Origin of the sequence: Zavarzinia compransoris, from assembly GCF_003173055.1 — a bacterium.
Classification (GTDB): Bacteria; Pseudomonadota; Alphaproteobacteria; order Zavarziniales; family Zavarziniaceae; genus Zavarzinia; species Zavarzinia compransoris.
Window position 1 is genome coordinate 272,180 of the sequence record NZ_QGLF01000005.1, and the last position, 26,514, is coordinate 298,693.

Here is a 26,514-nt window from a genome sequence, read left to right on the forward strand (position 1 = left end):
GCCCTATTCCGCCGCCCGCGCCAGGTGGCGGGGCGGATCGTCCTGCCGGAAGGCGGCGAGCAGGGGGGCGCGGTCGCGCGCCACCGCCGCCATCGCGGCCGCCTTCACCGGGCCGAAGCCCCGCACCCGCGCCGTCTGGGCCATCAGGGCGACGGCGATATCGTGGCGCGCCGGCGTCAGGTCGCGGGCGATTTCTTCGGCGAGTGCCAGATAAGTCTCGCGCAGCGCCCGTTCGGCCCGGCGTTCCGCCGTCCAGCCGAAGGGATCGAAGGCGGTGCCGCGCAGGAATTTCAAGCGTTTCAGAAGGCGGAACAGGGCGAACACCGGGGGGCCGAAGGCGCGTTTGGCCGGCCGGCCGGTCGCCGGGTCCGCGCCCGCCAGCAGGGGCGGGCTGAGATGGACATTCAGGCGATAGCCGCCCTCGAAGCGGGCCGCGACCATGCGGGCGAAATCGCCGTCGGTATAGAGCCGGGCGACCTCGTATTCGTCCTTGATCGCCATGACGCGATAGAGAGCCTCGGCCGTCGCCCGGGCCAGGCTGTCCTCGCCCGGGCGAACCCGCGCCTCGGCCGCGCGCACGGCCTCCACCGCCCGGGCGAAGCGGGCGCCATAGGCCCGGTTCTGATAATCGCCGAGGGCCCGGGTCCGGCGCGCGATATGGTCGTCCAGACTGGCGGAGAGGCGGTGATGGGCGGGTTCCGCCCCCGCCTCGGCGGATTGCGCCGCCGCCGCGACACGGGCGGGATCATGGGCCTGCATCCGGCCCCAGCGGAAGGCCCCGCGGTTGGCGGCGGCGGCGGTCTCGTTCAGGGCGATCGCGGTCTCGATCGCGGCGGGCGCGACCGGCAGCAGGCCCTGCTGGCTGGCGATGCCGAGCAGGAACAGGTTGGCCGCCATGGCATCGCCGACGAGTTCGGTGGCCAGCCGCGTCGCTTCCAGCGCGGTCACCCGTTCGGGGCCGCAGGCCTTGCCGATCAGGCGCAGCAGGTCGGCGACGGGCAGGCGGGCGTCGGCGTCATGGGTGAATTCGGCGATGCTGCCGGCATGGCTGTTGACCACGGCGCTGGTCCGGCCCGGCGCCATGCGCGCCCGCGCCTCGGCCCCGGCGGCGACCACTGCATCGCAGCCGAGGATCAGGTCGGCGCCGCCCGCGGGCACCCGCACCGCGCTGCCGTCCGCCTGGGCGCGGATGCGGATATGGCTGGTGACGGCGCCGCCCTTCTGGGCAAGGCCGGTCTGGTCCAGCACGGTGGCGTCCAGCCCCTCGACATGGGCGGCCATGGCGAGCAGGGCGCCCAGGGTCACGATCCCGGTGCCGCCGACGCCGAGCGCCAGGCCCGACCAGGGCAGGGCGGCCAGGGCGGGTTCAGGCAGGACTTCGGCTGCGGGGGCGTCGCCGCCCCTGGGGTGGGGCATGCGCAGGCGGCCGCCCTCCACCGTTACCATGCTGGGGCAGAAGCCCTTCAGGCAGGAGAAATCCTTGTTGCAGGACGATTGGTCGATCTGGCGCTTGCGGCCGAATTCGGTCTCGACCGGCACGATCGACAGGCAGTTGGACTGGCTGCCGCAATCGCCGCAGCCCTCGCATACCGCCTCGTTGATGACGACCCGGCGGGGCGGGTCGGCCATCAGGTTGCGCTTGCGCCGGCGGCGCTTTTCCGCCGCGCAGGTCTGGTCGTAGATGATCGCGCTTACCCCGGGAATGTCGCGCAATTCGCGCTGCACGGCGTCGAGGTCGGCGCGGTCGTGCAGGCTGACGCGGGGCGGATAGGCCGGGGGATCGTGGCGCTTGATGTCGTCGGAGACGAGGGCGATCCGCTCCACCCCCTCGGCGCGGATCTGGGCCGCGATCATGGCCGGGGTCAGGGGGCCGTCATGATGCTGGCCCCCGGTCATGGCGACGGCATCGTTGTAGAGGATCTTGTAGGTGACGGGCACCCGGGCGGCGACCGCGGCCCGGATCGCCAGCAGGCCCGAATGGAAATAGGTGCCGTCGCCGAGGTTCTGGAAGATGTGCCGCGTCGTCACGAAAGGCGCCTGGCCGATCCAGTTCGCGCCCTCGCCGCCCATATGGGTGAAGGTCTCGGTCGCGCGGTCCATCCAGGTCGCCATGTAGTGGCAGCCGATGCCGGCATGGGCGATGCTGCCCTCGGGCACCACGGTCGAAGTATTGTGGGGGCAACCCGAACAGAAATAGGGCGTGCGCTTCGCCGGCGCCGGGGCCGGCGCCGGCGGGGACGGTGCCGCCAGGTTCAGCCGGCGGGCGAGGGCGGCTGCCACCTCCACCGGGGACAATTCGTCGTGGGTTTTCAGCAGGGGCGTGCCGTCGGTGTCGCGCTTGCCGGCGACGGCGGGGCGGGCGCCGGCACGGGGGTAGAGGATCGCCTTGATCTGGTCCTCGATCAGGGGGCGCTTCTCCTCGACCACCAGAAGCTCCTCCAGCCCCTCCGCGAAGCCGGCGATACCCTCGGGCTCCAGCGGCCAGACCAGCGCCACCTTGTAGACGGCGATGCCGAGCGCCGCCCGCCGCGCCGGATCGAGGCCGAGCAGGGCGAAGGCTTCCAGCAGGTCGCCGTAAGCCTTGCCCGCGGTGACGATGCCGAGGCGGGCGCCGGCCGGCCGCTCGACCACCCGGTCCAGCCCGTTGGCCCTGGCGAAGGCGGCGACCGCGGGCAGCTTGTGCAGGTGCAGGCGCGCCTCCTGCGCCTGGGCGGTGTCGGGCCAGCGGATGTGCACATCCGCCGCCGGCACCGGCGAAACCGGGCCGGGAAAGCCCGATTTCGCCGGGATGGTGCCGGTGGTATCGGCGATTTCCGCCACCAGCTTCAGCGCCACCCAGACCCCGGCATGGCGCGACAGCGCGATCCCGGCCAGGCCGTAATCGATGATCTCGGCCAGGCTGGCCGGGGCCAGCACCGGGATCATGGCATCGACGAAGGCATATTCGGTCTGATGCGCGGTGGTCGAGGATTTGCAGGTATGGTCGTCGCCGGCGATGGCCAGCACGCCGCCGCGGGGATGGGTGCCGGCGAGATTGGCGTGCTTGAACACGTCGCCGGTGCGGTCGACCCCCGGGCCCTTGCCGTACCAGAAGCCGAAGACGCCGTCGACCGTCGCTTCCTTGCGCCCCAGGGCGATCTGCTGCGTGCCCCAGAGGGCGGTCGCCGCCAGATCCTCGTTCACGCCCGGCTGGAAACGGATGTTCACCGCCTCGAGCAGGGGCTTCACCCGGTTCAGTTCGAGATCGAAGCCGCCGAGCGGCGAGCCCCGGTAGCCGGAAATGAAGCCGCCGGTCTTCAGGCCGGCCTCGCGGTCGCGGCGCTGCTGCTCGAAGGCGAGGCGGACCAGCGCCTGCATGCCGTTCAGCAGGATATGGCCGTCATGGCTGAGATATTTGTCGTCCAGCGTGACGGGAAGCGGGCCCTGGGCACCGTCGGGCATGGTCGTCCCTCCCGATCGTTTATTCTTGTCGTCTCCTTCATATTGGCACAAAGCGCCCCCCTGGACAAGGAGGCCCCGCCTCGGGCACAAGGCGCTTTCCAGACAAGAGGTGCTTAAATGTCCATCGAACGCTTCGACGCCGGCCCGCGCATGTCCCAGGCGGTTGCCTATGGCAACCTCGTCTATCTTGCCGGCCAGGTGGCCGAGACCCGGCACGGCCAGTCGGTGACCGAGCAGACCCGCGAGATCCTGGCCCAGATCGATGCCCTGCTGGCCCGCGCCGGCACGGACAAGACGAAGATCCTGTCCGCCAACATCTATCTCGCCGATATCGCCACCTTCGGCGAGCTGAACGCGGTCTGGGAAGGCTGGGTCGTGCCCGGCCAGACCCCGGCCCGCGCCACCATCGAGGCGAAACTGGCCGCACCCCAGTACACGGTGGAAATCCAGGTCGTCGCCGCCAAGTAAGCGGGTACCGCGCGCCGGTATTTCGCCGGTAAAACGGCAGAAACGTTGACAGATCGGGGGAGCGGCTATTTACTCGCCGCTCTTCTGTGCCGGGAACTGCTGGCGGCACCGCCATCCATGGGGGATGACGGGCGGCCGGCAGGCTTTTCTATTTCCAGGAGCGAACCCGTGACTACGTCTGCCGTTCTGCCCACATACGCACGTGCCGATCTCGCCTTCGAGCGGGGCGAAGGCGCCTGGCTGGTGGCGACGGACGGCCGACGATTCCTGGATTTCGCCGCCGGTATCGCAGTCTGCGCCTTCGGCCATGCCCATCCCTATCTGGTCAAGGCCCTGACCGAGCAGGCGGGCAAGCTGTGGCACACGTCCAACATGTTCCGCATCCCGGGGCAGGAACTGCTGGCCCGGCGCCTTGCCGACGCCAGTTTCGCCGACTATGTGTTCTTCACCAATTCCGGTGCGGAAGCGGTCGAATGCGCGATCAAGACGGCGCGCAAATATCATGTCGCCACCGGCAACCCGGAACGCTGGCGCATCATCGGCTTTCATGACGCCTTCCACGGCCGCACCCTGGCGACCATCGCCGCCGCCGGCCAGAAGAAGCTGCTGGAGGGATTCGGCCCGCCGGTCGAAGGCTTCGACCATGTCCCCTTCGGCGACCTCGACGCCTTGAAGGCCGCGATCAGCCATGAAACCGCCGCCATCCTGTTCGAGCCGATCCAGGGCGAGGGCGGCATCAATCCCCTGTCGGACGAGACGATGCGGGCGATCCGCCAATTGTGCGACGACAACGGCATCCTGCTGATCCTCGACGAGGTTCAATGCGGCATGGGCCGGACCGGCAAGCTGTTCGCCCATGAATGGGCCGGCGTCGCGCCGGACATCCTGGCCACCGCCAAGGGCATCGGCGGCGGCTTCCCGCTCGGCGCCTGCCTTGCCAGCGAAAAGGCCGCGGTCGGCATGAACGCCGGCACCCACGGCTCGACCTATGGCGGCAATCCGCTGGCCATGGCGGTGGGCAATGCGGTCCTCGACCTGCTGCTCGAACCCGGTTTCCTCGACCGGGTGAATGCGGCCGCCAGCTCGCTGCGCCAGTCGCTGGCCATGATCGTCGACAGCCATCCCGGCCTCGTCGAGGGCGTCCGCGGGCGCGGCCTGATGCTGGGCCTCAAGGTCCGCGACGGCATCGAGAACAAGCGCTTGCTGGTGGCCATGCGCGCCGCCGGCCTGATCGGCGTCGGCGGCGGCGACAATACCGTCCGCCTGCTGCCCCCCCTGAACATCACGGAAGAAGACGTGGCCGCCTGCGCCCGGCTTCTCGATACCGCCTGCGCCGCCCTCTCGGCCGAGTTGAAGGCGGAAGCGAAGGCTGCATCATGACTGTCACCGCCAAGGCCCCCAAGCATTTCCTCGACCTCGACCTGCTCGACAAGGCGACCTTGCGTTCGATCCTCGAGCGCGCGAAAAAGCTGAAGACCGCACGCCAGGGCCAGCCCAAGGGCATGCCCGATGCCGGCAAGCCGCTGGACGGCCGCGTGCTGGCCATGATCTTCGAGAAACAGTCGACCCGGACCCGGGTTTCCTTCGATGTCGGCATGCGCCAGCTCGGTGGCCAGACCCTGCTGATGCTGGGCTCCGAACTGCAGTTGAACCGGGAGGAGACGATCGCCGACACCGCCCGCGTGCTGTCGCGCTTCGTCGACGCCATCATGCTGCGCACCTCCGCCCATTCGAACCTGACCGAAATGGCGGAAGCGGCGACGGTGCCGGTGATCAACGGCCTGACCCGCTGGTCGCACCCGTGCCAGATCATGGCCGATATCATGACCTACGAGGAGCACCGGGGCCCGGTCACCGGCCGCACCTTCGCCTGGCTCGGCGACGGCAACAATGTCGCGCGCAGCTTCATCCATGCGGCGGCGCGCTTCGATTTCACGCTCCGCCTCGCCTGCCCGGACGAACTGGCCCCGCCGAAGGACATTCTCGACTGGGCGGCCCGGGAAGGCGCCAAGGTCGAATTGACCCGGGATGCCGATGCCGCCGCCCGCGGCGCGGACGCCATCGTCACCGACACCTGGGTTTCGATGGGCGACAGCGAGGCGGAACGCCGCCACAACCTGCTGGCGCCCTATCGGGTCGATATGCGGCGCATGGGCCTTGCCGCCAGGGATGCGGTGTTCCTGCACTGCCTGCCCGCCCACCGGGGCGAGGAAGTGACCTCCGAGGTCATCGACGGGCCGCAGTCGGTCGTCTGGGACGAGGCGGAGAACCGCCTGCACGCCCAGAAGGGCATCCTGACCTGGTGCCTCGCGGACTGAGCCCCCGCGCCGCCGCATCCGGCCATGTCCGCCGCGCAGGGCCAGCGCGCGGCGGACATCCCCATATAGCGCGGATCGCCCGGGGCGGCCGTTCCGCGCCCGGCAGAAGGGTTTCGAGCCGATGAGCCATCATCACAACGACAAGGGCCTGGACCGGGTCCTGCCGTTCCAGATCGATACGCTGGACGTGCGCGGCCGCCTCGTGCGCCTGGGGCCCCTGCTCGACAGCGTGCTGTCGCGCCACGATTATCCGCCCGTCGTCTCGCGCCATCTGGCGGAAATGATCCTGGTCGCGGTCCTGCTCGGCAATTCGGTGAAATTCCAGGGCACCTTCACCGTCCAGACCAAGGGCGACGGGCCGGTGTCCCTGATGGTGGCGGATTTCGTCACCCCCGGCACCGTGCGCGGCTATGCCCAGTTCGACCGCGAGGCGCTGGAACGCCTGGGCCCCGAGCCTGCCTTCACCGCGGTCTTCGGCAAGGGCTACCTGGCCCTGACCCTGGACCAGGGCCCGGAGACCGACCGCTATCAGGGCATCGTCGCCCTGGAGGGGCAGAATCTGGGCGAATGCGCCGAGGTTTATTTCCGCGATTCCGAACAGATCCCGACCCTGGTGCGGCTGGCCGCAGCGCTTGGCGCCGACGGCCATTGGCTGGCCGGCGGCCTGATGGTGCAGCACCTGCCCCACGGCAGTGCCGGCGCCCGCACCGATGCCGGCGGCCACCTGCCGGATGCCGCGGCCGAGGACCGCTGGCTGAATGCCCGCAGCAAGGCGGCGACGGTGGCGGCGGCGGAATTGCTCGGCCCCGATCTCCGTCTGGCCGAGGTCGCCTGGCGCCTCTACCACGAGGACGAGGTGCTGGTCTATCCGACCCTCGGCCTTGCCGAGGGCTGCCGCTGCTCGCGCGGGAAGATCGCCCAGGTGCTCGCCCGATTTTCGCCCGAAGATCGTGCGGAAATGGCGGTCGACGGGCGCATCCGCGTCAGCTGCGAATTCTGCAATTCGGCCTATGACTTCGATCCCGTGGCGATCGAGGCCGAGGTGCCGCAGGAATAGGGGTTCGTTCATGGTCTCGCGTCGCGACTTCCTCATCGCCGTGCCCGCGGCCGGGCTTGCCGCCTGTGCCGGCCGGGACCCGGCACCCAGCTTCCCGCCCTTCCATGTCGGCGGCAGTCCCCTGCTGTTCAACCTGGCCGAGGTCGAAGTGCGCAATCTCTCGACCGCGCTCGGCCAGGGCCATGTCGAGGCGGATTTCGACGTGCCGCCGCTGACCGCGCTCGAAAACTGGGTCGGCGACCGTATCCAGGCCGCCGGCGCCAGCGGCCGGCTGATCGTCAATGTGCGCGAAGCCTCGGCGGTGCAGGAGCGCCTGGCCACCACCGGCGGGGTGGAGGGGCTGTTCCGCAGCGAACAGGGTTATAAGGTCACGGTCCGCCTGGTCGTCGAATTCGTCGCCGAGGATCCGAGCCGGCTGGTTGGCGGCCGCACCACGGTTGCCGTCGACCAGTTCAAGACCATGGCCGAAGACGTCAGCTTCACCGAGCGGCGCCAGACCAATTATGCCCTGTCCCGCACCCTGATCGAAGCCTTCGACGCCAAGGCGGTGCCGTCGCTGCGCCAGTTCCTGGGGCCTTTCCTCGGCTGACGCAGGCGGCCCTCAAGGCTCGCCGTGGCCCAGCCGGCAGTCGCCGGTGCGGGCCCCGGTGTCGGTCTCGCAGCGGCGGTCGCAGCCCGAGGTGCTGCCGCACAGGCTTTCCAGGCTGTGGCGGCCCGCGTCGCGCCAGTTGAAATCGGCGCAGGCGCCGAGCAGGGGCACGAGAAGGGCGATCAGGATCATCCGGGTCATGTTGTGCCTTCAATCGGTGATCTGCAGCAGGTCGCCGGGCGCGCAGTCGAGATGGCGGCAGATCGCCTCCAGGGTCTCGAAGCGGATCCCCTTGACCTTGCCCTGTTTCAGCAGGGACAGATTGGCTTCGGTGATGCCGATGGCGGCGGCAAGGTCCTTGGACTTGACCTTTCTTGCCGCCATCACGCGGTCCAGGGTGACAGTGATCGGCATCAGACGAACTGGGCGTTTTCTTCCGCGGCCCGCGCCCCTTCGGCCATGATCGCGCCGACGATCCAGGCCCCGCCCGCCACCAGCAGGCTGACCAGCTGATCCGAACCGATGCTGAGCGCCAGCTGGCGCCCGCCCGCCGGCATGCCGAGGGTGAGGAGGACCGAGAGCACCGGCGTCGCGACCAGCGAGGCGACGACCGCGACCGCGATCCAGGCGCCGAAGCGGCTGAAACGGCGGGCATTCTCGGCCGTCAGCACGGCGCCCGCGGCGAAATTGCCGAAACAGCGCGCCAGGTGATGCAGCCCCAGCATCAGGAACAGCACCGGCACCAGGGACACCGCGGCGGCGGCATGGCGCTGCCAGGGCGCCAGGGAGGCGGGATCGAAGGCGGCCATCACCGTGCCCGGCAATTTGGCGACGGCGAGAAGATCGACCGCCGGCGCCAGTTCGCCGAAGGCGACGGTGGCGGCCGGCAGGGCCAGGATCACGGCCCGGGTCGCCCAGGCGAGCGCCGCCGCCCGCCGGCGCATCCGCCGGTGCCGGGCGGGATCATGATCGGACATCATGGACTCCCCTTGTGAAGACAATGGGAGCATGGCATAAACTTATCGAATTACGATAATTTTTTATCGTCAGTCGATAAATTTACTCAGGCACATGGGCGACGATCTTGCCGAAGAGATCGCGGCTCTGCATGCGGCGGAGCGCGGTGCCGATGTCGCCCAGTTCGATCTCGCTGTCGATCACCGGGCGGATGCCGGCGGCCATCTTGGCAAGGCCGTTGCGGATATTGCCGAAATTGGCGCCGAAGGAACCGAAGATGCGCAGCTGGCTCTGGAACAGCTGGAACAGATTGGTTTCGGCGGAAACCCCGGTGGTCGAGCCGCAGGTGACGAGGCGGCCGCCGCGCTTCAGGCAGAACAGGGATTTCGCCCAGGTGTCGGGGCCGACATGCTCGAAGACGACGTCGACGCCCTTCTTGTCGGTCGCGCGGCGCACGATCGATTCGAAGCGGTCCTTGTTGTAGTTGATGGCGACATCGGCGCCGAGCGCCTTCACCTTCTCGATCTTGTCGTCCGAGCCGACGGTGGTGAAGACATAGGCGCCGATATCCTTGGCCATGCGGATCGCGGTGGTGCCGATGCCCGAGCCGCCGGCCTGGATCAGGATGGTTTCGCCCGGCTCCAGCCTGGCATTCTCGAACAGCATGTGTTCGACGGTGCCGAAGGTGGTGGTGGCGCAGGCGGCATCGACGTCGTTCACGCCGTCGGGAATGTGGATCGCCTGGCGGGGATCGAGGTTCAGCACCTGGGCCGCGACGCCGTCGATGTGGAAGCCCATGATGCCGGCGATATTCTCGCAGAGATTCTCCTGGCCCTTCAGGCAGCGCTTGCACTGGCCGCAGGTGACGCCGGCATAGATCGCCACCCGGTCGCCGACCTTGTGGCTGCTCACCCCCTCGCCGACGGCGGCGACCACGCCCGCACCCTCGACCGCGACGGTGAGGGGCAGTTTCCGCTTGGCGAAAGCCATGCCGCGCAGGCCCCAGACGTCGATATGGTTGAGGGCGACGGTCTTCATCCGGACCTGGATCCGGCCCGGCGGCGGCGCCGGCGGCGTTTCCATCTCGACGAGTTCGGTACGGCCTTCCTCGATCAGGCGCAGCGCCAGCATGCCATTCCCCTGTTCTTCTCGATCACTTCGTCGCGGCCAGCATCGTGCCCAGGCCGCCGTCCACCGTCAGGGTGGTGCCATTGACATAGGACGCCTCGCCGCGCAACAGAAAGGCGACGGCATTGGCGACCTCGGCCGCCTTTCCCAGGCGCTGGGCCGGGATCGCCCGGGCCAATTGGGGCGGCACCTCGCCGGCCATGGCGGTCTCGACCCAGCCGGGCGCGACCACATTGGCGGTGACGCCGCGCCGCGCCACCTCGGTCATCAAGGTGCGGACATAGGCTTCGAGGGCGGCCTTGGAGGCGGCATAGGCGCCGTTCCCGGCCGCGGCGCGCGTGGCCGCCAGGGCCCCGATGGCGACGATCCGGCCCTGGCGGGCGGCGGTCATGCCCCGCACCACGCCTTTGACGAGGCCCATGAAGGCGAAGAGATTGACTTCCATCACCGCCGCCGCCCGCTCGACGTCCAGGGTCGCGGCCAGGGCGTCATGGGTGGCGCCGGCATTGTGGACGAAACCGTAGAACGGTTCCTCCGCCGCCTGAAGCGTCTCGGCGAAAGTGGCGACGGCGGCCCGGTCGGCCAGGTCCAGGCGATGGGCCTCGGCCCCGGTCTCGGCCGCCAGGGCGGCGGCCGCGGCTTCGTCGCGGCGCCAGGTGAAGGTCACCTGATAGCCGTCGGCGGACAGGCGGCGGACGATGGCGCTGCCGATGCCCCCGGTGCCGCCGGTGACGAGAACCGGATAGCCCATCAGTCGGGATTGCGGCCGATGACGAGGCAGACGTTCTGCCCGCCGAAGCCGAAGGAATTGGACAGGATCAGGTCCACCTCGGCCGGGCGCGCCTCGTTCGGCACGAGATCGAGGGGGATATCCGCCGGCCCGTCGTGATTGATGGTCGGCGGCAGCACCTGGTGCTGCAGGGTCAGGACCGAGATCGCCGCCTCGACCGCGCCGGCCGCGGTCAGCGTATGGCCGATCATCGACTTGTTGGAGGAGACGGGGACTTCGGCCGCCTTGTCGCCGAACACCTGCTGGATGCCGAAGGCTTCCATCTTGTCGTTCTCGGGCGTCGAGGTGCCGTGGGCGTTGATATAGTCGATGTCGTCCGGGGTGATGCCGGCATCGTTCAGCGCATTGTTGATGGCGCGGATGATCGCCTCGCCGTTCGGGTTCGACCGGGTGCGGTGGAACGTGTCCGCCGCCTCGCCGACACCCCTGATATAGCCGAGGATGGTGGCGCCGCGCGCCTTGGCCGCCTCGGCATCCTCGAGCACCAGGGCGCCGGCGCCTTCCGCCATGACGAAGCCGTCGCGGCCCTTGGCGAAGGGGCGGGCCGCCTTGGTCGGGTCTTCGTTGTTGGTCGAGAGCGCGGAGAGCAGGGTGAAGCGGATCAGCGCCTCGACCTGGATCGAGCCGTCGGTGCCGATGGCGAGCGCCGCCTTGGTCTGGCCCCGGCGGATCGCCTCGACGCCCAGCTGGATCGCGGTGGCCCCCGAGGCGCAGGCGGTGGTGAGGGTGATCGGGCTGCCCTTGGTGCCGAATTCGTCGGCCAGCTTGTCGGCGATGGTGCCGTTCAGGAAATCGACATAGATGTCTTCGCCGGCCTGGGCGGCGGCGGCCATCATGCCGTCATAGGTGTGGGGCTGGCCGGGGGCCTGGCGGTCCAGGCGGGTGCGCTGGGGCCATTCGTGCTCGACCGGCGGCGAGGCCAGGAACAATTCGCCCGGAAAATCGCCGGCCGTGCCGAGGCCGGCCTGCTCGATCGCTTCCGCCGCCGCGGTGCGGGCCAGGGCGAAGGACAGCAGGGTGGCCGAGAAGGGTTGCTCCAGCAGGAAATCGACCGAGCCGCCGATGGTGGTGCGCAGGTTGTCGGTCGGGAAGCGGGTGATGCGGTGAATGCCGGACTCGCCGGCCACCAGCTTCTGCCAGTTTTCCTCGGCCCCCTGGCCGAGCGAGGTGACGAGACCGATGCCGGTCACGGCGACAGCACGAGAGGCCATGATCCTACTCCTCCGCTCGCAATCAGATCCGCTCGACGAGGGCCATGCCCTCGCCGCGGCGGTGGCCCCAGGTGGTGACGACCACCTGGTCAAAGGGTACTTCCGGCCCCGCCTCGACCGCATCGCCGGTCAGCGCGGGGAACAGCTTGCCGTCCTGCGCCGCCTTGGTGGCGAGCACGAGATTGGTCAGGAAGGCGCATTCGATGGAATGGCCGAGGCCGAGCGCGGTCGGGCGCACCTGTACGCCTGCCGCTTCGACCTTGGCCAGCAGGAAGGCGCGTTCCTCGGCCGTCACCGGGCCGACGCCGGTCGCGGCCGAGAGCACGGCGCTGCCCGGCTTCGGCGCCAGCGCCGCCCATTCGCGGGCGGCATTGGCGGTCGCCTGGCCGGGGGCGCGGCGGCAGCGGTCGTTCAGTACGCCCTTCAGGCGGGCGAGGGGCTTCGCACCCCGCGCCTCGGCGCTGTCGCGCGATTCGATCACCAGGAAGGCGCCGGCGGAGCCGAGTTCCATGCCCGCCTTCGGGCGCTGCCAGAAGGGCAGCTTCGGATCGTCCAGCAGGTAGCCGCCGGCTTGATAGAGCAGGGGAATGTCCCGGCGCGTGGCATTGAAGGCGCTGCCGACCAGGAAGAGATCGGCCTGGCCGCCCTGGATGCGCTCGAAGGCGACGCGGACCGCGTCGACGCCCGCCGCCTCCTCGCCCATGAAGGTGCGGCTGGAGCCGGAAACGCCCAGCACGATCGAGATATTGCCGGCGAAGAGATTGGGCAATTGGGCCAGGAACAGGGTCGGGCGCAGTTCGGTCTGGAGCTTTTCGGCCAGGAGATTGCCGTCGTCCCGGCCGTTCAGCGCGGCCAGGATGGCTTCGTCCACGGTCTCGTCGCGCTCGCCGCCGCCGACGCCGACCATGAGGTTGATCTGCTTCAGGACTTCAGGCGCGGCGCCCAGCAGGCCGGCCTGTTCCATGGCCATGGCGGCGGCGACGCAGCCCGACAGCATGACCGGCCCCATGGCCCGCTGATCGCCGCGCTTCGGCACGAATCGGTCGAGCGCCGGCAGGGTGACGGGGTGAAAGGTGAAGGGCGGGAGATAGGTCGTGTCGGTCGCGGCAGCGATCGCCGCGGGATCGGACAGGCCGGCCCAGGTGGCTTCGACATCGTGCCCCAGCGGCGACAGCAGCCCCTGGCCCGTGATCCAAACCTCGCGCGTCATGATGATCCTGTTCTTTCGCAATTCCCGGTTCAGGCGATGCCGGTGTGGCCGACGGAACGCACGAACTCCAGCATTTTGTCCCGCAGTTCGGGGGAGGGGAAGGGCACCACGCGGTAGCGGATCTCCGCTTCCGCCACCGCCTTGCCGGCCTTCAGGATGCGGGCCTCGCAGACCGCATAGCCCGAGCCCTCGTGGGTCAGCCGGCTGTGCACGTCGAGACTGTCGCCGGGCACGATGAAACTTCTGAACTTCGCCCGGTCGGCCTGGGCGAGGAAGGCCATCTTCTCGTAATCGTTGCGGGCGAGAATCAGATGCCCGCCGGTCTGCGCCATGCATTCGAGCAGGAGCACGCCCGGCATCAGGGGATGGCCGGGGAAATGGCCCTCGAACACGGTCGACTCGGTGGGCACGGTCGCCCGGCAGACGATGGTGCCGGCAGCGGCATCCATCGTCTCGATCCGGTCGACAAGCTGAAAATATTCCAGCCGCATGGGGGTGGCGCGATCAGCCCTTGGCGGCGCGCAGCTCGTCGATCTTGGCGGCGAGGTTCGACATGATGAAGTAATCCTCGGTCGAGGCGCGGCCCTCGTTCACTTCCTTCATCCAGGCTTCGATCGGCATCTTGATGCCGAACTTCTTGTCGATGGCGAAGGTGACGTCGAGGAAATCGAGGCTGTCGATGCCAAGGTCGTCGATCGAGTGGCTTTCCGGGGTGATGGTGTCGCGCTCGATGTTGCAGGTCTCGGCGATGATATCGGCGATGGCGTCGAAAGTGTCGGACATGATGGACGGGGCCCCAGGGTCGAAATTATCGGCGCAAGGTAAGGATTACGCCCGGATATTGCAATCGCGCTGGCGCAGGGCTGCCCTTCGCCTTAAGCCGCCGTTAAGGCCGGCGGGCATAGAAGGAGAGCAGGGGCCGCCCATGATCCGGGTGCAGAAATGGAAACCGAAGCCGGGAAGGCCGCCCAGACGGCCCTGGTGCATATCGCCGACGATGTCGGCCGCCTGAGCGTCGAAATCGCCGATGTCGCCGGCCATGTCGATACGGTCGCGAGCGGCGTCCAGACGCAGGCCGAGGCTTTCGAGGGCCTGCGCCACGAGGCCGGCGCCCTGGCGCAATCGAATCGAACCATTCTTCAAGCGGTGGCGGAAACCCGCGAAACCAGCCGCAGCGCCGCCGAGGCGATGCAGCGGGGCGCCGCCGACGTCGAGGCGTCGCTGGCGGAAATCCGCGCCCTGGTCACCAATGCCGTCACCGTCGCCGCGGAATTGCGCAGCCTGGTGACCGCGCTCGAAGACGTGCGGAAAGTGGCCCGCGGCATCGATGCCATCGCCCGGCAGACCAATCTTCTCGCCCTCAACGCCTCGATCGAGGCGGCCCGGGCGGGCGAGGCGGGCAAGGGCTTTGCCGTCGTCGCCGCCGAGGTGAAGGCGCTGGCCCGCTCGACCTCGACCGCGACCACCGAAATCGATGCCACCCTGACCATGCTGGGGCGGCAAAGCGCCCGCCTGGTCGAGGAAAGCGCCGCCGCCAGCGACCGCGCCGCGGCGGCCGAGCAGGGCACCGCCACCATCGGCGCGGCCATGGGCGATCTCGCCCGGCGCTTCGCCACCGTCGATACCGGCATCGGCGCGATCGCGGGGGCGGCCGACGATATCGCCGGCCGCATCGCGGGCCTGGTCGGGACCGCGAATACCCTGGCCGACGGGGTCGAAGGCTCGTCCCGCGCGCTCGGCGAGGCGCGGGCGCGCAGCGCCGCCGTGCTGTCGATCGCCGAAAAGCTGCTGAGCCGGACCCTGGTGCCCGGGGTCGATACGGTCGATGCCCGGGTGCTGGCCCTGGCGACTGGGGCGCGGGCGGCGATCGAGGCCGCCTTCGCCCGGGAAATCGCGGAAGGCCGGGCTGGCCGCGACGATGTCTTCGACGAGCACTACCGCCCCGTCGCCGGCAGCAATCCGCCGCAGGTCCTGACCCGCTTCACCGCCCTTGCGGACCGGGTGCTGCCGCCGATCCAGGACCCCCTGCTGCGCGCGGACGAGCGGATCGTCTTCGCCGCCGCGGTCGACCGCAACGGCTATCTGCCGACCCACAATGCCGCCTTCTCCAAGCCGCAAGGGGCGGATCCGGCCTGGAACGCGGCGCATTGCCGCAACCGCCGGCTGTTCGACGACCGGGTGGGGCTGGCGGCGGCGCGCGGCCAGGGCGATTTCCTGCTCCAGACCTATCGCCGCGACATGGGCGGCGGGCAATTCGCCCTGATGAAGGATCTCTCGGTGCCGATCCGGCTCGGCGGCCGCCACTGGGGGGCGCTGCGCATCGCCTATCGCGTCTGACGCGATCCGCCCGAATTTACCGGGCGGTCCAGGCGGATGGGGATAGTTTCGATTGAAATGCCCGGCCTCCGCGTGCTTGCGTGCGGGGAGCGCAAGGGCTTCGGGTGATGGAGGGTGTCCATGGTCGCCGCCGCGGGAAATGCCGCCGCCACAGCGGCAAAGAAAGTCGTCCTGATCCTGGACGACCATGTGGCGCTGCGCGAGGAACTGGCCGAATATTTCACCATCAGCGGCTATCAGGTGATGCAGGCCGGCGACGGCCCCACCCTGTCGGCGGCGCTGCGCCGGCAACGGCCGGACCTTGCCGTGCTCGACATCGATCTGCCGGGCTGGAACGGGATCGAGATCGCGCAGGCCATCCACCGGCGCGATCCCTCCATCCGCATCATCCTGATGACCGGCAACCCCAGCTGGGTGACGCCGGCCCTGAACACGACCTCGGGCGCTTTCGCCGTGGTCGAGAAGCCGCTCGAACTGGCCCGCCTGTCGCGGGTGGTGCGGGCCGCCCTGCTGTAATTACCAGCCGACGATCGGGGCGACCCGGCGCGGGCCCGCGTCATTGGCGGGGGTAAGGCCGATATCCGCGATCAGATGGCTGGAGGTGGCGGCCAGGCGCACCAGTTCCTGCCGGGCGACGCGCCGGGCGCGCTGTTCGGCATGAGCTTCGATCATGCGCTGCACGAGGCGCGCGAGCAGGCTGGCGGGGCGGCGGGGGGTGGCGGTATAAACGGTGGACATGACTTGCATCCTTGAACTCAGGCCCTGAAAATGGGCCCGGGGCGGGTTTTCCGCCACGGAGTTCTGGTCATGATCTCATCAGTTTTTCTCATGCCTTTCGCGGCTGCGGAACGGCGGCGGTGATCGGCCGGGGCAATCTGCCGTCGCTGAATGCGCTGCGCGCCTTCGAGGTGGCGGGGCGCCTGCGCAGCTTTTCCCGGGCGGCGGAGGAACTGGGCGTGACCCAGGGCGCGATCTCGCGCCAGATCAAGCTGCTGGAGGGCCAGCTCGGCATCGAACTGTTCCTGCGCCAGGCGACCGGGGTCAGCCTGACGGCGGAGGGCGACCGCCTGCTGCCGGTCCTGACCGAATCCTTCGTGCGCATGAGCGAGGCGGCGGCGGCGCTGCGCGACGATCCCTGGCGCCTGTCGATCGGGGCGCCGCCCTCCTTCGGCATGCGCTGGCTGATGCCGCGCATCACCCGGTTCCAGGCGGACAATCCCCGGATCGACGCCCGGCTGACCATCACCACCGACGATGTCTCGGAATTGTCGGGCTTCGACGTCGCGGTCCATTACGGCGCGACCCCGCCGCCCGGCCTGCATGCCCTGAAGCTGGCGGGCGAACGCCTGATCCCGGTCGCCGCCCCCCGGCTGATCGAGGGCGACCGGCCGCTGAAGACGCCCCAGGACCTTGCCCGCCATACGCTGATCGACACGGTGCCCGACCGGCGCTATTGGCGGCTGTGGCTGGAAGTGGTCGGGCTGGACAGCCTGACCGGGGAACGGGCCCAGGTCATCACCATCCTGGACATGGCGCTGCGGGTGGCGGAGCAGGGGCTGGGCGTCGCCATCGGCGATGTCGCCATGATCGCGGACGATATCGCGCTCGGCCGGCTGGCGGCGCCCTTTCCGGTCGAAGTGCCGTCGGGCCTGTCCTATTGGCTGGTGTCGCGGCCCGAGGCGTCGCACCGGCCGAAAATGCTCGCGCTGTTCCGCTTCATGGAGCGCGAGGCGCGGGCGACGGCGGCCCTGAAGCTGAGGGCGCCGTCGTCCTGAAGGCTCGTCCGCCTTATTCGGCGGCGATCGCCATGATGCTCGGCTGTTCCAGCTTCACCTCGGGCTTCAACCGGGCCAGCGCCAGGGCGAGGCGGCGCCAGCAGCGCTCGCCGGTGGCGCCCTTCCGCCAGGCGATGCCGATGCTGCGGCCGGCGTCGGCGGCCAGCGGGCGCACCGCGGTGCCGTCGCCGGCATGGCATTCCACCGCCACCGCCATGGCCGGCAGCAGGGTCACGCCCTTGCCCCGGGCGACGAGCCGGCTGAGGGTGGAGAGGGAGGCGGCGCGGATCGGGCCGCGCTGCTGCCCTTCGCCGCAGATGCTCAGGGCCTGGTCGGCCAGGCAATGGCCTTCCTCGAGAAGGAGGAGCGGGCGGCTGGCCAGCGCCTCGACCGTCACTTCGCCGGCCGCGGCCAGGCTGTCGTCGCCGGGGACCAGGGCGAAGAAGGGCTCGGTGAAGGACATGGCGGTTTCAAGGTCGCGGCCGAGCGCGCCATGGGCCGGCACCGCCAGCAGGGCGGCGTCCAGCGTGCCGGTGCGCAGGCCCGACAGCAGGTCCTGGGTCCGGCCCTCGATCAGTTCCAGGCCCTCGGCGGCATAGGTGGCGCCCATCTCGACCACGTCCGGCCCGATATAGGGCGCGATGGTCGGGATGATGCCGAGGCGCAGCGGCCGGGCGGCGGCGGCGGCGCCCAGGGCGCGCAGGTTCTCGACCTCGGCCAGGATGCCCCGGGCCTTGGCGATCACCGCCTCGCCCAGCGCGGTCGGGGCGACGCCCCGGCGCGACCGGGTGAGCACCAGCCCGTCCAGGGACTGTTCGAGCAGCTGGATCTGGGCGGTCATCGCCGGCTGGCTGACATTCAGGGCCGCGGCAGCCTTGCGGAAGCTCTGATGATCGGCAACGGCGACGAGGTACCGGATCTGGCGCAGCGAGATCGACATTTTTGTCTTTCCTTATCGCAATCGGTTGCGGGTGAGCATTGTTCGTGAAGGCGGGGGTGCGCTCTTCCCACGGCCGCAAGCGACCAATCACCCCCGGCCCTGCCGTCTGCCGGCCGTCATGGAAAAGTTTCTAGCCTATTTGCGAATGACTTGCAATTGCGTTTGCAGAGCATTTACTGTGAGCCACCGAATGCGAGGGGAGCCCGATGCAAGAGAAGAATCCGAACCGCGCGGCCGAGGCGGCCCGGCCGGTGAGCGGGGGCCCGGTGAGTGGTGGCACGGTGAGTGGTAGCACGGTGAGCGGTGGCACGGCCGCGGGCGGGGAGATCGGGGCGCCGGCCCTGCGCGAGCCGCGCCTGCGCGATCTTCGTTTCGCCGGGCAATTGGCGCTGTGGTCGTTCCGCCAGGGCCTGCACCTGATCCTGGGGGAAGAGGCGGCGCGCCGCCGCATCCAGGAAGCGCTGGCGGTGGCCGAGGTGCCGCGGGCTCTAGCCCCGCTCGAAACCTTTCTGCGCATCGCCGCCGCCGGGGCCCATCGCCCGGTCGAGATGCGCAGCCCCTGCGCCATGACGCTCGGCCGCGACGAGGCCTTGATGCTGCGTTCGCTGGCGGCCTGCCAGGCCGGGCAGGGGACGCTGGCCCGCGGCCTACTGGAAACCCTGCTCGACGTGCCGGCGGCGCGGGCCGGGGCGGCGGCGCTCGGCCATGTCGCCGATGCCTTTTCGCTTGGCGGGCTGCGCCTGGCGGATACGGATTGCGGCCGCCTGTCCGCCCTCGATCACGTCTTCGCGCAAAGCCCGTTGGCCGAGGCGGGCTTGTCCCGCCTGCACTGAGAAGGCTGCCGCCTTCGCGCGGCCTCAGCCGGCGTGGCGGGCGATCTCGTGTTCGCCGAGCGGGGCCTCGGGCAGGGCCTGCACCGCCCGGTTCAGGCGGTGCAGCACGCCGTCGCCCAGGCCCAGGCGCTCCATCTCCTGCACTGTCGCCGCCAGATAGTCGCGGTTGCGGCCGGCGATGCCGGCGGCGCCCGCGATCATGCGCACCTGATCCTCGAACGTCAGGCCGCGGGCATATTGCTCGTGCCCGGGATCGGCGACATAGGTCACGGCCTCGACCACGCCGGCGGCGAGGCGGACCGGCAGCAGCCGTTCCTTATAGACATTGGTCACCAGTTCGCGTTCGCGCAGGTAGCCGAGCGTCTCCGCCCAGGCGTCGGCCGCTACCCTGAAGGCCATGCCCCGGCAGGACCCGCCCCGGGCGAGGCCGAGCACGAGGCCGCGCCGCTCCGGCGTGCCGCGGTAGTGGTGGGAATAGATGCAGAAGGCGCGGTGATAGCCGTGGAGCGTGGCCGGCACGGCTTCGAGAAAGGCGAAACCCGGCCGCCAGATCAGCGAACCATAGGCAAAGACCCAGCAATCACCAGCAGCCGCCATTTTGACCTTCAGGCCCCCTGACCGTACGTTACTTCCCCCGGCAGCGATCATTGCCTATAGAGAAAGCCGCCACGCAAGGAGATCCATTGTGCGCAGTTCGCGACGCTATCTCTACCTCGGTCTTTTCGTGCTGCTGGCGGTCGGGGCCTGGACCGGTTTCTGGTTCTATCTCGCCGGCAAGGTAAGGGACGGGATCGACGCCTGGGTCGCCCAGCAGGAGGCCCAGGGCATCCAGGTCGCCTATACCGATCTCAGTATTTCCGGCTATCCCTACCGGATCGAGGTGGTGGCGCAGGATATCACCGTTGCGGGCCCCAACCTGCCCGGCAAGGGTGCCCTGGCGGTGCCGAGGCTGACCGTGCTGTCCCTGCCCTGGAACCCCCGCCTCGTCGTCGCCGGCATCGAGGGCGAAGTGCTGTTCCGCTGGACCGACCCCAAGGGCGCCGAGCAGCGCGCGACCTACAAGGCCGCCTCGACCGGGATCTCGGTCGGTTTCGCCGACGGCAAGCCGGACCGTTTCGCCTTCTCGGGCGATCGGCCGGTGGTGACCGCGACGACCCTGGCGGCGCCGGTCACGGCCAAAGTGTTCGAGATTCACGCCCGCCGCCTCGACGGCGGCGCGGCCCCGGCGGCGGGCGGCGCGGCGCCCACCGCGCCCCTGCTGGGCGAACTGGCGATCGACGGCGAAGCCATCCGCCTGCCGCCCGATGCGCGTAACCCGCTCGGGCCCGAGATCGACCGGCTGGCCCTGACCGTCGGCCTGGCCGGTCCGCTGCCCCCGGTGGCACCGGGCCAGAACCTCCGCACGATCGTCGACGCCTGGGCCCGGGGCGGCGGCACGGTCGAACTGACCCGGGGCGAGGTGAAATGGGGCAGCCTCAACCTGACCCTGACCGGGTCCTTCGCGGTCGACCGGGAGATGCGGCCGATGGGGGCGATCTCGGGCCGGATCGGCGGCCTCGAGCCCCTGATCGACGCGGCGGTCGCCGAGGGCCGGCTCAACGACGGCCAGGCCCGCAGCATCAAGCAGGCCCTGGGCGCCATCGGCTTCATCGCCCGCGACCAGGAAGGCCGCGTGCCGGTCTCGGCCACCTTGCAGGACGGCCGGATCATGGTCGGCCCGGTCCCGGTCGGCGAACTGCAACCGATCTTCTGAGGATGGATGCCCGGGGGATCACTCCCCCGGGGCGCGGCGGCCGAAGTCCGGGGCCTGGGTTTCCTGGCCGGCGTCGACGATCGAGCGGCGGATGGCCCGGGTCCTGGTGAAGAGGTCGAACAGGGTGTCGCCCTCGCCCCAGCGGATGGCGCGCTGAAGCGCGGTCAGGTCCTCGACGAAGCGGCCCAGCATTTCGAGCACGGCTTCCTTGTTGTTCAGGAAGATGTCGCGCCACATGGTCGGGTCGCTGGCGGCGATGCGGGTGAAGTCGCGAAAGCCGCCGGCCGAATATTTGATCACTTCCGACTGGGTGACGGCTTCGAGATCGGAGGCCGTGCCGACGATGTTATAGGCGATCAGGTGGGGCACGTGGCTGGTGATCGCCAGCACCAGGTCGTGGTGCTGCGCCGTCATCCGCTCGACCTTGGCGCCCATGGCGGCCCACAGGGCGACGACCTTGTCGACCGCGCGTTCGTCCGCATCCTCGGGCGGGGTCAGGATGCACCAGCGGTTCTCGAACAATTCGGCAAAGCCCGACTCGGGCCCCGAATGTTCGGTGCCGGCGACCGGATGGCCGGGCACCAGGTGGACGTTCAGCGGCAGGTGCGGCCCGACGTCGCGCAGCACCATGGCCTTGACCGAGCCGACGTCGGTGACGATGGCGCCGGCCTCGACCACCGGGCCGATTTCAGCCGCGATGGCGCCGAAGGCGCCGATCGGCGTCGCCAGCACGATCAGGTCGGCCCCGCGCACGGCTTCCGCTGCCTCGGCGAAGGCGGCGTCGACGAGGCCGAGGCGCAGCGCCGTCGCCCGGGTCGCCGCGGAACGGGCGGCGCAGACGATCTCACCGGCAAGGCCGGCCCGGCGCATGGCCAGCGCCATGGACGAGCCGATCAGGCCGATGCCGATCAGGGCCGCCCGGCGGAACAGGGGGGGGGTAGTCTCAGCCATGATCGCCCCGCAGGAAATCGGCGATGGCGGCGGCCGCCAGTTCGCATTCCTCGCCGGTGCCGATCGAGATGCGCAGGTGCTTCGGCAGGCCATAGGCCGCGACCCGGCGCAGCAATATGCCCCGCGCGGTCAGGAAGGCGTCCGCCTCGGCCGCGGTCCGGCCCGCCTCGTCCGGAAAGCGGACCAGCAGGAAATTGGCCACGCTGGGCGTGACTTCGAGGCCGAGCTGGGCCAGCCGGCCGGTCAGCCAGGCCCGCCAGGTCGCATTGTGCCGGCGCGCATGGTCGAGGAAATCGACATCCTTCAGCGAGGCGATGCCGGCCGCCTGGGCCGCCGTCGAAACGTTGAACGGCCCGCGCACCCGGTTCAGGACATCCGCCACCCCTGCGGGGCAATAGGCCCAGCCGAGGCGAAGCGCGGCCAAGCCGTAGAGTTTCGAGAAGGTGCGCAGCATGACCACATTCTCGGCCGCCTCGACCAGGCGGAAGCCGGCCTCGTAGTCGGCGGCATCGACGAATTCGGCATAGGCGGCGTCGAGGACGAGAAGGACATGGGGCGGCAGGCCGGCGTGCAGGCGAGCCACGTCCGCCGCCGGCAGATAGGTCCCGGTCGGGTTGTTCGGGTTGGCGAGATAGAGGATCCGGGTCGCCGGGGTGACGGCGGCGAGCAGGGCATCGACATCGGTGGTCAGGTCGCGTTCCGGCGCCTTGACCGGGGTCGCCCCCGCCGCATGGGCCGAGATCGGGTAGACGAGGAAGCCGTGCTCGGAATAGAGCACCTCGTCGCCGGGGGCGGCATAGGAGGTGGTCAGCAGGTGGATCAATTCGTCCGAGCCGGCGCCGCAGACGATGCGGTCGGCCGGCACGTCGAAGCGTTCGGCGATCGCCTGGCGCAGGTCCTGGGCGGTGCCTTCCGGATAGCGGTGCATGTCGGCGGCACTGGCCTTGAAGGCGTCGACCGCCTTCGGGCTGGGGCCGATGCCCGATTCGTTGGACGACAGCTTGATCACCCGCTGGCCCGGCTCGGCCTTGGCGCGGCCGCCGACATAGGCGGCGATGTCCAGGATGCCGGGGCGGGGAACGGGCTTCTGCTCGACGGGGGGCATGACGCCTCTCCTCACTACGAATTCCAGACCGGGGTGTTCAGCGGGCGGCGAGATCGAGCGGGCGGGCATAGCCGCCGACCGGGATCGCCTGGGCGATCTCGTCGCCATGGGCGGCGATCAGGGCCTGGAGCCGGGGATCCTGGTCGTCCAGCAGGCCGTCGACCTCGAACAGATGCAGGGTGTCGCCGCCGCGCGGCCGGCTGTCCAGGCATTGGCCGTGGATGCCGGCGGCGACCAGCCGGTCGTTCAGGCGGCCGCGGCTGATTTCCGTGCCATAACCGGTGACGATGATCAGATAGGAGGCGTCGTCGCCGCTGAGGCCGGGGCCGAAGGGCGCGACCACCACCGCTTCGACCGGGCTGGTGCCGTCGCGCAGGAACGGCAGGCGGGCGACGATGCGCGGGCGCTGCGAATCGGTCGAGGCGAGCAGGGGCCACCACGCCTGTTCCTCGCTGCCCGGCAGGGGCATGACGGCGATCACCTGGCCGGCGCTTTCGGCAACGGCGCGCAGCGCCTGCACCGGCGTGTCGTGCAGGTCGATGCGGGCGGCGCCGAAATGGGCGCGGGCGACGTCGAAATGCTCGATGGTGCCATAGGCGGCATAGAGCGCGACCGAATGGGGCGACTGGAACCGGGTCAGGCTGGCGATGATCTCGCGCCAGATGCGGCCGACGACGCCCGCGGGCAGCGGCCCCCGGTGGCGGCCGACCAGCCGGCGCAGGATGCTGGCCTCGCGTTCCGGGCGCATGGCGGGGCCGCTGCGCTTCACGCTGGCCAGGCGCTGCACGGTTTCGGCACGCTGGATCAGCAGGTCGTGCAGGCGGTCATCGATCTGGTCGATCTCGCGGCGCAGGGCGTCGAGGTCGATCGGGTTGTCGCTCATTCAGGGTACTGCCGGCAAAGGGCTGGTGAAATCGGGGCTGCGGTCGGGGATCAAGGGTCGGGAGCCAGTTGTTTTTAGACGCATGTACAGGGGAACGCAAAGAAAACATTGGCGCTCAGCCGCCCCGCCGGGCCGTCTCCGACGCGGGGTCGGAGCGCCGGGCGGAAGGGACCAGAACCTTGTTTTTCAAGGGGATACGGGCGCTCGCCCGTTCGCCCGGCGGGGTCAGGGCGTAGAGGCTTTTCGAGGCCTCGACCAGCCAGACGCCGGCGAAACCCTTGCTCCAGCGCGACCCCAGCCGTTCCCAGAAGGGGGCGGTGCGCAGCAGGAAGCGCCGCCGCGTCGGCGGCAGGTAGAGGGCGGGCAGGCTGCGCCGCGGCTCGAACATGGCGCCGCGCAGTGTCTGCTCGATCTGGCCGAGCGAAAAGGGCTGGCCGGCGCCGAAGGGGGTGATGTCCAGCCGGGCCCAGATGCCCCGCCGGTTCGGCACCACCGCCAGGATCCGGCCCTCGGGCGCCAGCACCCGCCAGATCTCGCGCAGCAGGGGGCGCAGGTCGGTCGCCAGTTCCAGTTCGTGGAGGAGGAGGATGCGGTCGACCGAGCCGTCCGCCAGGGGCAGCAGGGTTTCCTCCGACAGGGCGACGGCGGCGGGCCCGCGCCGCGGCCAGCGCGTCACCCCCTGCGGCCCGGGCATCAGGGCGATCACCCGCGTTTCCGAATCACGGAAGGGGCGCAGGAAGGGCGTGGCATAGCCGAGACCGAGCAGGGTGAGGCCATGCAGGTCCGGCCACATCTCGCGCAGGCGGCGGCGCAGCAACCGGCGGGTGACGGCGCCGAGCGGACTATCGTAGAATGCACGGAATTCGGTGACGTCCAGCCGCATGTTTTCAATCCGGATTGGCGGGCATCGTGGCCGATTGCCGCGCGTCTGCCTATACTGTTCCTATGACTGGCTTCGATATCCATCTCCTCCCGTGTCTCACGGACAATTACGTGCCCCTCGTCCGCGACCCGGCGAGCGGTGCCGTCGCCATCGTCGATCCGGCGGATGCCGCGACCGTCGCGGCCGCGCTCGATCAGCTGGGCTGGCGCCCGACCATGATCCTGAACACCCACCACCATCCGGATCATGTGGGCGGCAACCTGGAACTCAAGGCCCGCTACGGCCTGACCATCACCGGCCCGCGCCGCGAGGCGGCCCGCATCCCCGGCATCGACCGCGCGGTGGGCGAGGGCGACAGTGTCGCCATCGGCAGCCAGGCGGGCGTGGTCCTCGACGTGCCGGGCCATACCGCCGGCCATATCGCCTATTGGTTCGAGGGGGCGGAGACGGTCTTCGTCGGCGATACGCTGTTCGCGGTCGGCTGCGGCCGCCTGTTCGAGGGCACGCCGGAACAGATGTGGGCCTCCCTCAACAAGTTGGCCGACCTGCCGGGGCAGACGGCGGTCTATTGCGCCCATGAATATACCGAATCGAACATCCGCTTCGCCGTCTCGGTCGATATCGACAATGCCGCGCTCCGGGTCCGCGACCTGAGCGTGAAGGCGGCGCGGCGCCGGGGCGAGCCCACCGTGCCCACCACCATCGCGGTCGAACTGGCGACCAACCCGTTCCTCCGCGCCGACAATCCGGATTTCGCCAAGGCCATGAACATGGCGGGCGCCGATCCGGTCGCGGTTTTCGCCGCCACCCGCAAGGCCAAGGACAATTTCCGGTGAGCCGCCTGTCGCTGTGCTGGTCGCCGACCTCGCCCTATGTGCGGAAGGTCATGATCCTGGCCCATGAGACCGGCCTCGCGGCGCGCATCGAACTGCTGCCGAAGAATGTCTGGGCGGCGGATACGGATATCGGCGCGACCAACCCGCTGGGCAAGGTGCCGGCCCTCGTTCTCGGCGACGGCACGGTGATCTTCGACAGCCCGGTGATCCTCGATCATCTCGACACGCTGCACGGCGGCCCGCGCCTGATCCCGGCGGAAGGGCCGGCGCGGGTCCGCGTGCTCACCCTTCAGGCGCTGGCCGACGGCGTGCTCGACGCCGCGGTGCTGACCCTGCTCGAAAGCCGGCGCCCGGCGGCGGAACGCTCCGCCGACTGGGTGGCGCGGCAGCGGCGGGCGATCGATCGCGGCCTCGATGCCGTCGAGGCACAGGTGGCGGGCTTCGGCCCCGGCCTCGATGCCGGGCAGATCACGGTGCTGTCGGCGCTCGGCTATCTCGATTTCCGTTTCACCAATCTCGATTGGCGCAGCGGCCGCCCGGCGCTGGCCGCCTGGTTCGGGCAGGCGGCCCAACGCCCCTCCTTCCTGGCCACCGTGCCGAAGGATCCGGCGTGATCGTCAGCGATCTGCCCGCGGCCGAGATCATCCGGCGCCTCGATCTCCGGCCGCACCCGGAAGGCGGGCATTTCCGCGAGACATTCCGCGACGCGGGGCCGGGGCGGCCGGCCTCGACCGCGATCTATTACCTGTTGCAGGCCGGCGAATCGTCCCATTGGCACCGGGTCGATGCGGTCGAGGTCTGGCACTGGTATGCCGGCGCGCCGCTGGCCCTTTCCGTCTCGCCGAACGGCCACGATATTTCAGCCGTGCACCTCGGGCCCGAGATTCATCTCGGCCAGCAGCCCCAGGCCGTGGTCCCGGCCCAGGGCTGGCAGGCGGCGGTCAGCCTCGGGCGCTGGACCCTGGTCGGCTGCACCGTGGCGCCGGGCTTCGAGTTTTCAGGCTTCGAAATGGCCCCGCCCGACTGGCGGCCGACACCGCGGCGGTGAT

Annotated in this window: 30 protein-coding genes; 13 read left to right on the top strand and 17 right to left on the bottom strand. The window is 69.9% G+C overall.

Annotation, left to right across the window (positions count from 1 at the left end; all coding sequences use genetic code 11):
* Positions 1–3: 3 nt before the first annotated feature.
* Positions 4–3,441 carry an indolepyruvate ferredoxin oxidoreductase family protein gene (locus tag DKG75_RS18180; RefSeq protein ID WP_109922587.1) on the bottom strand — a complete coding sequence of 1,146 codons (3,438 nt, stop codon included), beginning with the start codon at positions 3,439–3,441 and terminating at the stop codon, positions 4–6.
* Positions 3,442–3,558: 117 nt separating this feature from the next.
* Here DKG75_RS18180 and DKG75_RS18185 point away from each other — a divergent pair, with 117 nt between their 5' ends.
* The 5 genes from DKG75_RS18185 to DKG75_RS18205 all read left to right on the top strand — a co-directional run bounded on the left by DKG75_RS18185 (position 3,559) and on the right by DKG75_RS18205 (position 7,873).
* Entirely contained in the window at positions 3,559–3,909 is a 351-nt protein-coding gene (locus tag DKG75_RS18185) for a RidA family protein (RefSeq protein ID WP_109922588.1), read from the top strand.
* 168 nt (positions 3,910–4,077) lie between these two features.
* A complete protein-coding gene (locus DKG75_RS18190; RefSeq protein ID WP_243746400.1) occupies positions 4,078–5,289 on the top strand; it encodes an aspartate aminotransferase family protein in 1,212 nt (403 codons plus the stop codon).
* Positions 5,286–6,227 carry an ornithine carbamoyltransferase gene (gene argF / locus DKG75_RS18195; RefSeq protein ID WP_109922590.1) on the top strand — a complete coding sequence of 314 codons (942 nt, stop codon included), beginning with the start codon at positions 5,286–5,288 and terminating at the stop codon, positions 6,225–6,227. The genes DKG75_RS18190 and argF overlap by 4 nt, the downstream gene beginning before the upstream one ends.
* Positions 6,228–6,348: 121 nt before the next feature.
* Entirely contained in the window at positions 6,349–7,284 is a 936-nt protein-coding gene (locus tag DKG75_RS18200; RefSeq protein ID WP_109922591.1) for an Hsp33 family molecular chaperone, read from the top strand.
* 10 nt (positions 7,285–7,294) lie between these two features.
* Entirely contained in the window at positions 7,295–7,873 is a 579-nt protein-coding gene (locus tag DKG75_RS18205) for a hypothetical protein (RefSeq protein WP_109922592.1), read from the top strand.
* Between the two features lie 12 nt (positions 7,874–7,885).
* On the opposite strand, the gene DKG75_RS18210 is transcribed toward DKG75_RS18205, so the two are convergent.
* The 9 genes from DKG75_RS18210 to DKG75_RS18250 all read right to left on the bottom strand — a co-directional run bounded on the left by DKG75_RS18210 (position 7,886) and on the right by DKG75_RS18250 (position 13,952).
* Complete coding sequence (locus tag DKG75_RS18210; protein ID WP_133636680.1) at positions 7,886–8,074, bottom strand: hypothetical protein; 189 nt, start codon at positions 8,072–8,074, stop codon at positions 7,886–7,888.
* 9 nt (positions 8,075–8,083) lie between these two features.
* Complete coding sequence (locus DKG75_RS18215; RefSeq protein ID WP_109922594.1) at positions 8,084–8,287, bottom strand: helix-turn-helix domain-containing protein; 204 nt, start codon at positions 8,285–8,287, stop codon at positions 8,084–8,086.
* Entirely contained in the window at positions 8,287–8,853 is a 567-nt protein-coding gene (locus DKG75_RS18220) for a hypothetical protein (protein WP_109922595.1), read from the bottom strand. Before DKG75_RS18220 ends, DKG75_RS18215 begins: the two co-directional genes overlap by 1 nt.
* A 79-nt stretch (positions 8,854–8,932) precedes the next feature.
* Entirely contained in the window at positions 8,933–9,961 is a 1,029-nt protein-coding gene (locus tag DKG75_RS18225; protein WP_109922596.1) for a zinc-binding dehydrogenase, read from the bottom strand.
* A gap of 22 nt (positions 9,962–9,983) precedes the next feature.
* Positions 9,984–10,709: an SDR family NAD(P)-dependent oxidoreductase gene (locus DKG75_RS18230; RefSeq protein WP_109922597.1), complete on the bottom strand. Its 726-nt coding sequence runs from the start codon at positions 10,707–10,709 to the stop codon at positions 9,984–9,986.
* Positions 10,709–11,959 (bottom strand): beta-ketoacyl-ACP synthase, encoded by a 1,251-nt coding sequence (locus DKG75_RS18235; protein WP_109922598.1) that lies wholly within the window; start codon positions 11,957–11,959, stop codon positions 10,709–10,711. Before DKG75_RS18235 ends, DKG75_RS18230 begins: the two co-directional genes overlap by 1 nt.
* A gap of 22 nt (positions 11,960–11,981) precedes the next feature.
* A complete protein-coding gene (locus DKG75_RS18240) occupies positions 11,982–13,169 on the bottom strand; it encodes a beta-ketoacyl-ACP synthase (RefSeq protein WP_109922599.1) in 1,188 nt (395 codons plus the stop codon).
* A gap of 29 nt (positions 13,170–13,198) precedes the next feature.
* Positions 13,199–13,660 carry a 3-hydroxyacyl-ACP dehydratase FabZ family protein gene (locus DKG75_RS18245; protein ID WP_109922600.1) on the bottom strand — a complete coding sequence of 154 codons (462 nt, stop codon included), beginning with the start codon at positions 13,658–13,660 and terminating at the stop codon, positions 13,199–13,201.
* A 13-nt stretch (positions 13,661–13,673) separates the two neighbouring features.
* Positions 13,674–13,952 (bottom strand): acyl carrier protein, encoded by a 279-nt coding sequence (locus DKG75_RS18250; RefSeq protein ID WP_109922601.1) that lies wholly within the window; start codon positions 13,950–13,952, stop codon positions 13,674–13,676.
* 159 nt (positions 13,953–14,111) lie between these two features.
* On the opposite strand from DKG75_RS18250, the gene DKG75_RS23060 reads away from it, so the two are divergent.
* Both DKG75_RS23060 and DKG75_RS18260 read left to right on the top strand, forming a co-directional pair.
* Positions 14,112–15,506: a methyl-accepting chemotaxis protein gene (locus tag DKG75_RS23060; RefSeq protein WP_109922602.1), complete on the top strand. Its 1,395-nt coding sequence runs from the start codon at positions 14,112–14,114 to the stop codon at positions 15,504–15,506.
* Between the two features lie 120 nt (positions 15,507–15,626).
* Complete coding sequence (locus DKG75_RS18260; RefSeq protein WP_109922603.1) at positions 15,627–16,022, top strand: response regulator; 396 nt, start codon at positions 15,627–15,629, stop codon at positions 16,020–16,022.
* Here the strand turns inward: DKG75_RS18260 and DKG75_RS18265 are convergent, their stop codons facing one another.
* Complete coding sequence (locus DKG75_RS18265) at positions 16,023–16,244, bottom strand: hypothetical protein (protein WP_109922604.1); 222 nt, start codon at positions 16,242–16,244, stop codon at positions 16,023–16,025.
* A 119-nt stretch (positions 16,245–16,363) separates the two neighbouring features.
* Between DKG75_RS18265 and DKG75_RS18270 the strand changes: the two genes are divergently transcribed.
* The gene (locus tag DKG75_RS18270) at positions 16,364–17,281 is read left to right on the top strand and encodes a LysR substrate-binding domain-containing protein (protein ID WP_166646265.1); all 918 of its coding nucleotides are present in this window, start codon (positions 16,364–16,366) and stop codon (positions 17,279–17,281) included.
* 13 nt (positions 17,282–17,294) lie between these two features.
* On the opposite strand, the gene DKG75_RS18275 is transcribed toward DKG75_RS18270, so the two are convergent.
* Positions 17,295–18,221, bottom strand: coding sequence for a hydrogen peroxide-inducible genes activator (locus DKG75_RS18275; RefSeq protein ID WP_109922606.1), 927 nt, complete (start codon positions 18,219–18,221; stop codon positions 17,295–17,297).
* A 206-nt stretch (positions 18,222–18,427) separates the two neighbouring features.
* On the opposite strand from DKG75_RS18275, the gene DKG75_RS18280 reads away from it, so the two are divergent.
* Positions 18,428–19,054 carry a hypothetical protein gene (locus tag DKG75_RS18280; RefSeq protein ID WP_133636682.1) on the top strand — a complete coding sequence of 209 codons (627 nt, stop codon included), beginning with the start codon at positions 18,428–18,430 and terminating at the stop codon, positions 19,052–19,054.
* Between the two features lie 24 nt (positions 19,055–19,078).
* On the opposite strand, the gene DKG75_RS18285 is transcribed toward DKG75_RS18280, so the two are convergent.
* Positions 19,079–19,651: a gamma-glutamylcyclotransferase gene (locus DKG75_RS18285; RefSeq protein ID WP_109922608.1), complete on the bottom strand. Its 573-nt coding sequence runs from the start codon at positions 19,649–19,651 to the stop codon at positions 19,079–19,081.
* Between the two features lie 88 nt (positions 19,652–19,739).
* Between DKG75_RS18285 and DKG75_RS18290 the strand changes: the two genes are divergently transcribed.
* Positions 19,740–20,807 (top strand): DUF2125 domain-containing protein, encoded by a 1,068-nt coding sequence (locus DKG75_RS18290; RefSeq protein WP_166646266.1) that lies wholly within the window; start codon positions 19,740–19,742, stop codon positions 20,805–20,807.
* Between the two features lie 18 nt (positions 20,808–20,825).
* On the opposite strand, the gene DKG75_RS18295 is transcribed toward DKG75_RS18290, so the two are convergent.
* From DKG75_RS18295 to DKG75_RS18310, 4 genes are all read right to left on the bottom strand, one after another.
* Positions 20,826–21,758: a prephenate/arogenate dehydrogenase family protein gene (locus DKG75_RS18295; protein WP_109922610.1), complete on the bottom strand. Its 933-nt coding sequence runs from the start codon at positions 21,756–21,758 to the stop codon at positions 20,826–20,828.
* Positions 21,751–22,863, bottom strand: coding sequence for a histidinol-phosphate transaminase (gene hisC / locus DKG75_RS18300; protein WP_109922611.1), 1,113 nt, complete (start codon positions 22,861–22,863; stop codon positions 21,751–21,753). The genes DKG75_RS18295 and hisC overlap by 8 nt, the downstream gene beginning before the upstream one ends.
* A gap of 37 nt (positions 22,864–22,900) precedes the next feature.
* A complete protein-coding gene (gene pheA, locus DKG75_RS18305; RefSeq protein WP_109922612.1) occupies positions 22,901–23,746 on the bottom strand; it encodes a chorismate mutase in 846 nt (281 codons plus the stop codon).
* A gap of 115 nt (positions 23,747–23,861) precedes the next feature.
* On the bottom strand, positions 23,862–24,629 hold the full coding sequence (locus tag DKG75_RS18310; protein ID WP_109922613.1) for a methyltransferase domain-containing protein: 768 nt from the start codon (positions 24,627–24,629) through the stop codon (positions 23,862–23,864).
* A gap of 62 nt (positions 24,630–24,691) precedes the next feature.
* Between DKG75_RS18310 and gloB the strand changes: the two genes are divergently transcribed.
* From gloB to DKG75_RS18325, 3 genes are read left to right on the top strand one after another with little or no spacing between them, the layout of a single operon-like run.
* Positions 24,692–25,465, top strand: a complete 774-nt coding sequence (gene gloB / locus DKG75_RS18315) for a hydroxyacylglutathione hydrolase (RefSeq protein ID WP_109922614.1) — start codon at positions 24,692–24,694, stop codon at positions 25,463–25,465.
* On the top strand, positions 25,462–26,079 hold the full coding sequence (locus tag DKG75_RS18320; RefSeq protein ID WP_243746401.1) for a glutathione S-transferase N-terminal domain-containing protein: 618 nt from the start codon (positions 25,462–25,464) through the stop codon (positions 26,077–26,079). Before gloB ends, DKG75_RS18320 begins: the two co-directional genes overlap by 4 nt.
* Entirely contained in the window at positions 26,076–26,513 is a 438-nt protein-coding gene (locus DKG75_RS18325) for a cupin domain-containing protein (protein WP_109922615.1), read from the top strand. Before DKG75_RS18320 ends, DKG75_RS18325 begins: the two co-directional genes overlap by 4 nt.
* Position 26,514: the final 1 nt, after the last annotated feature.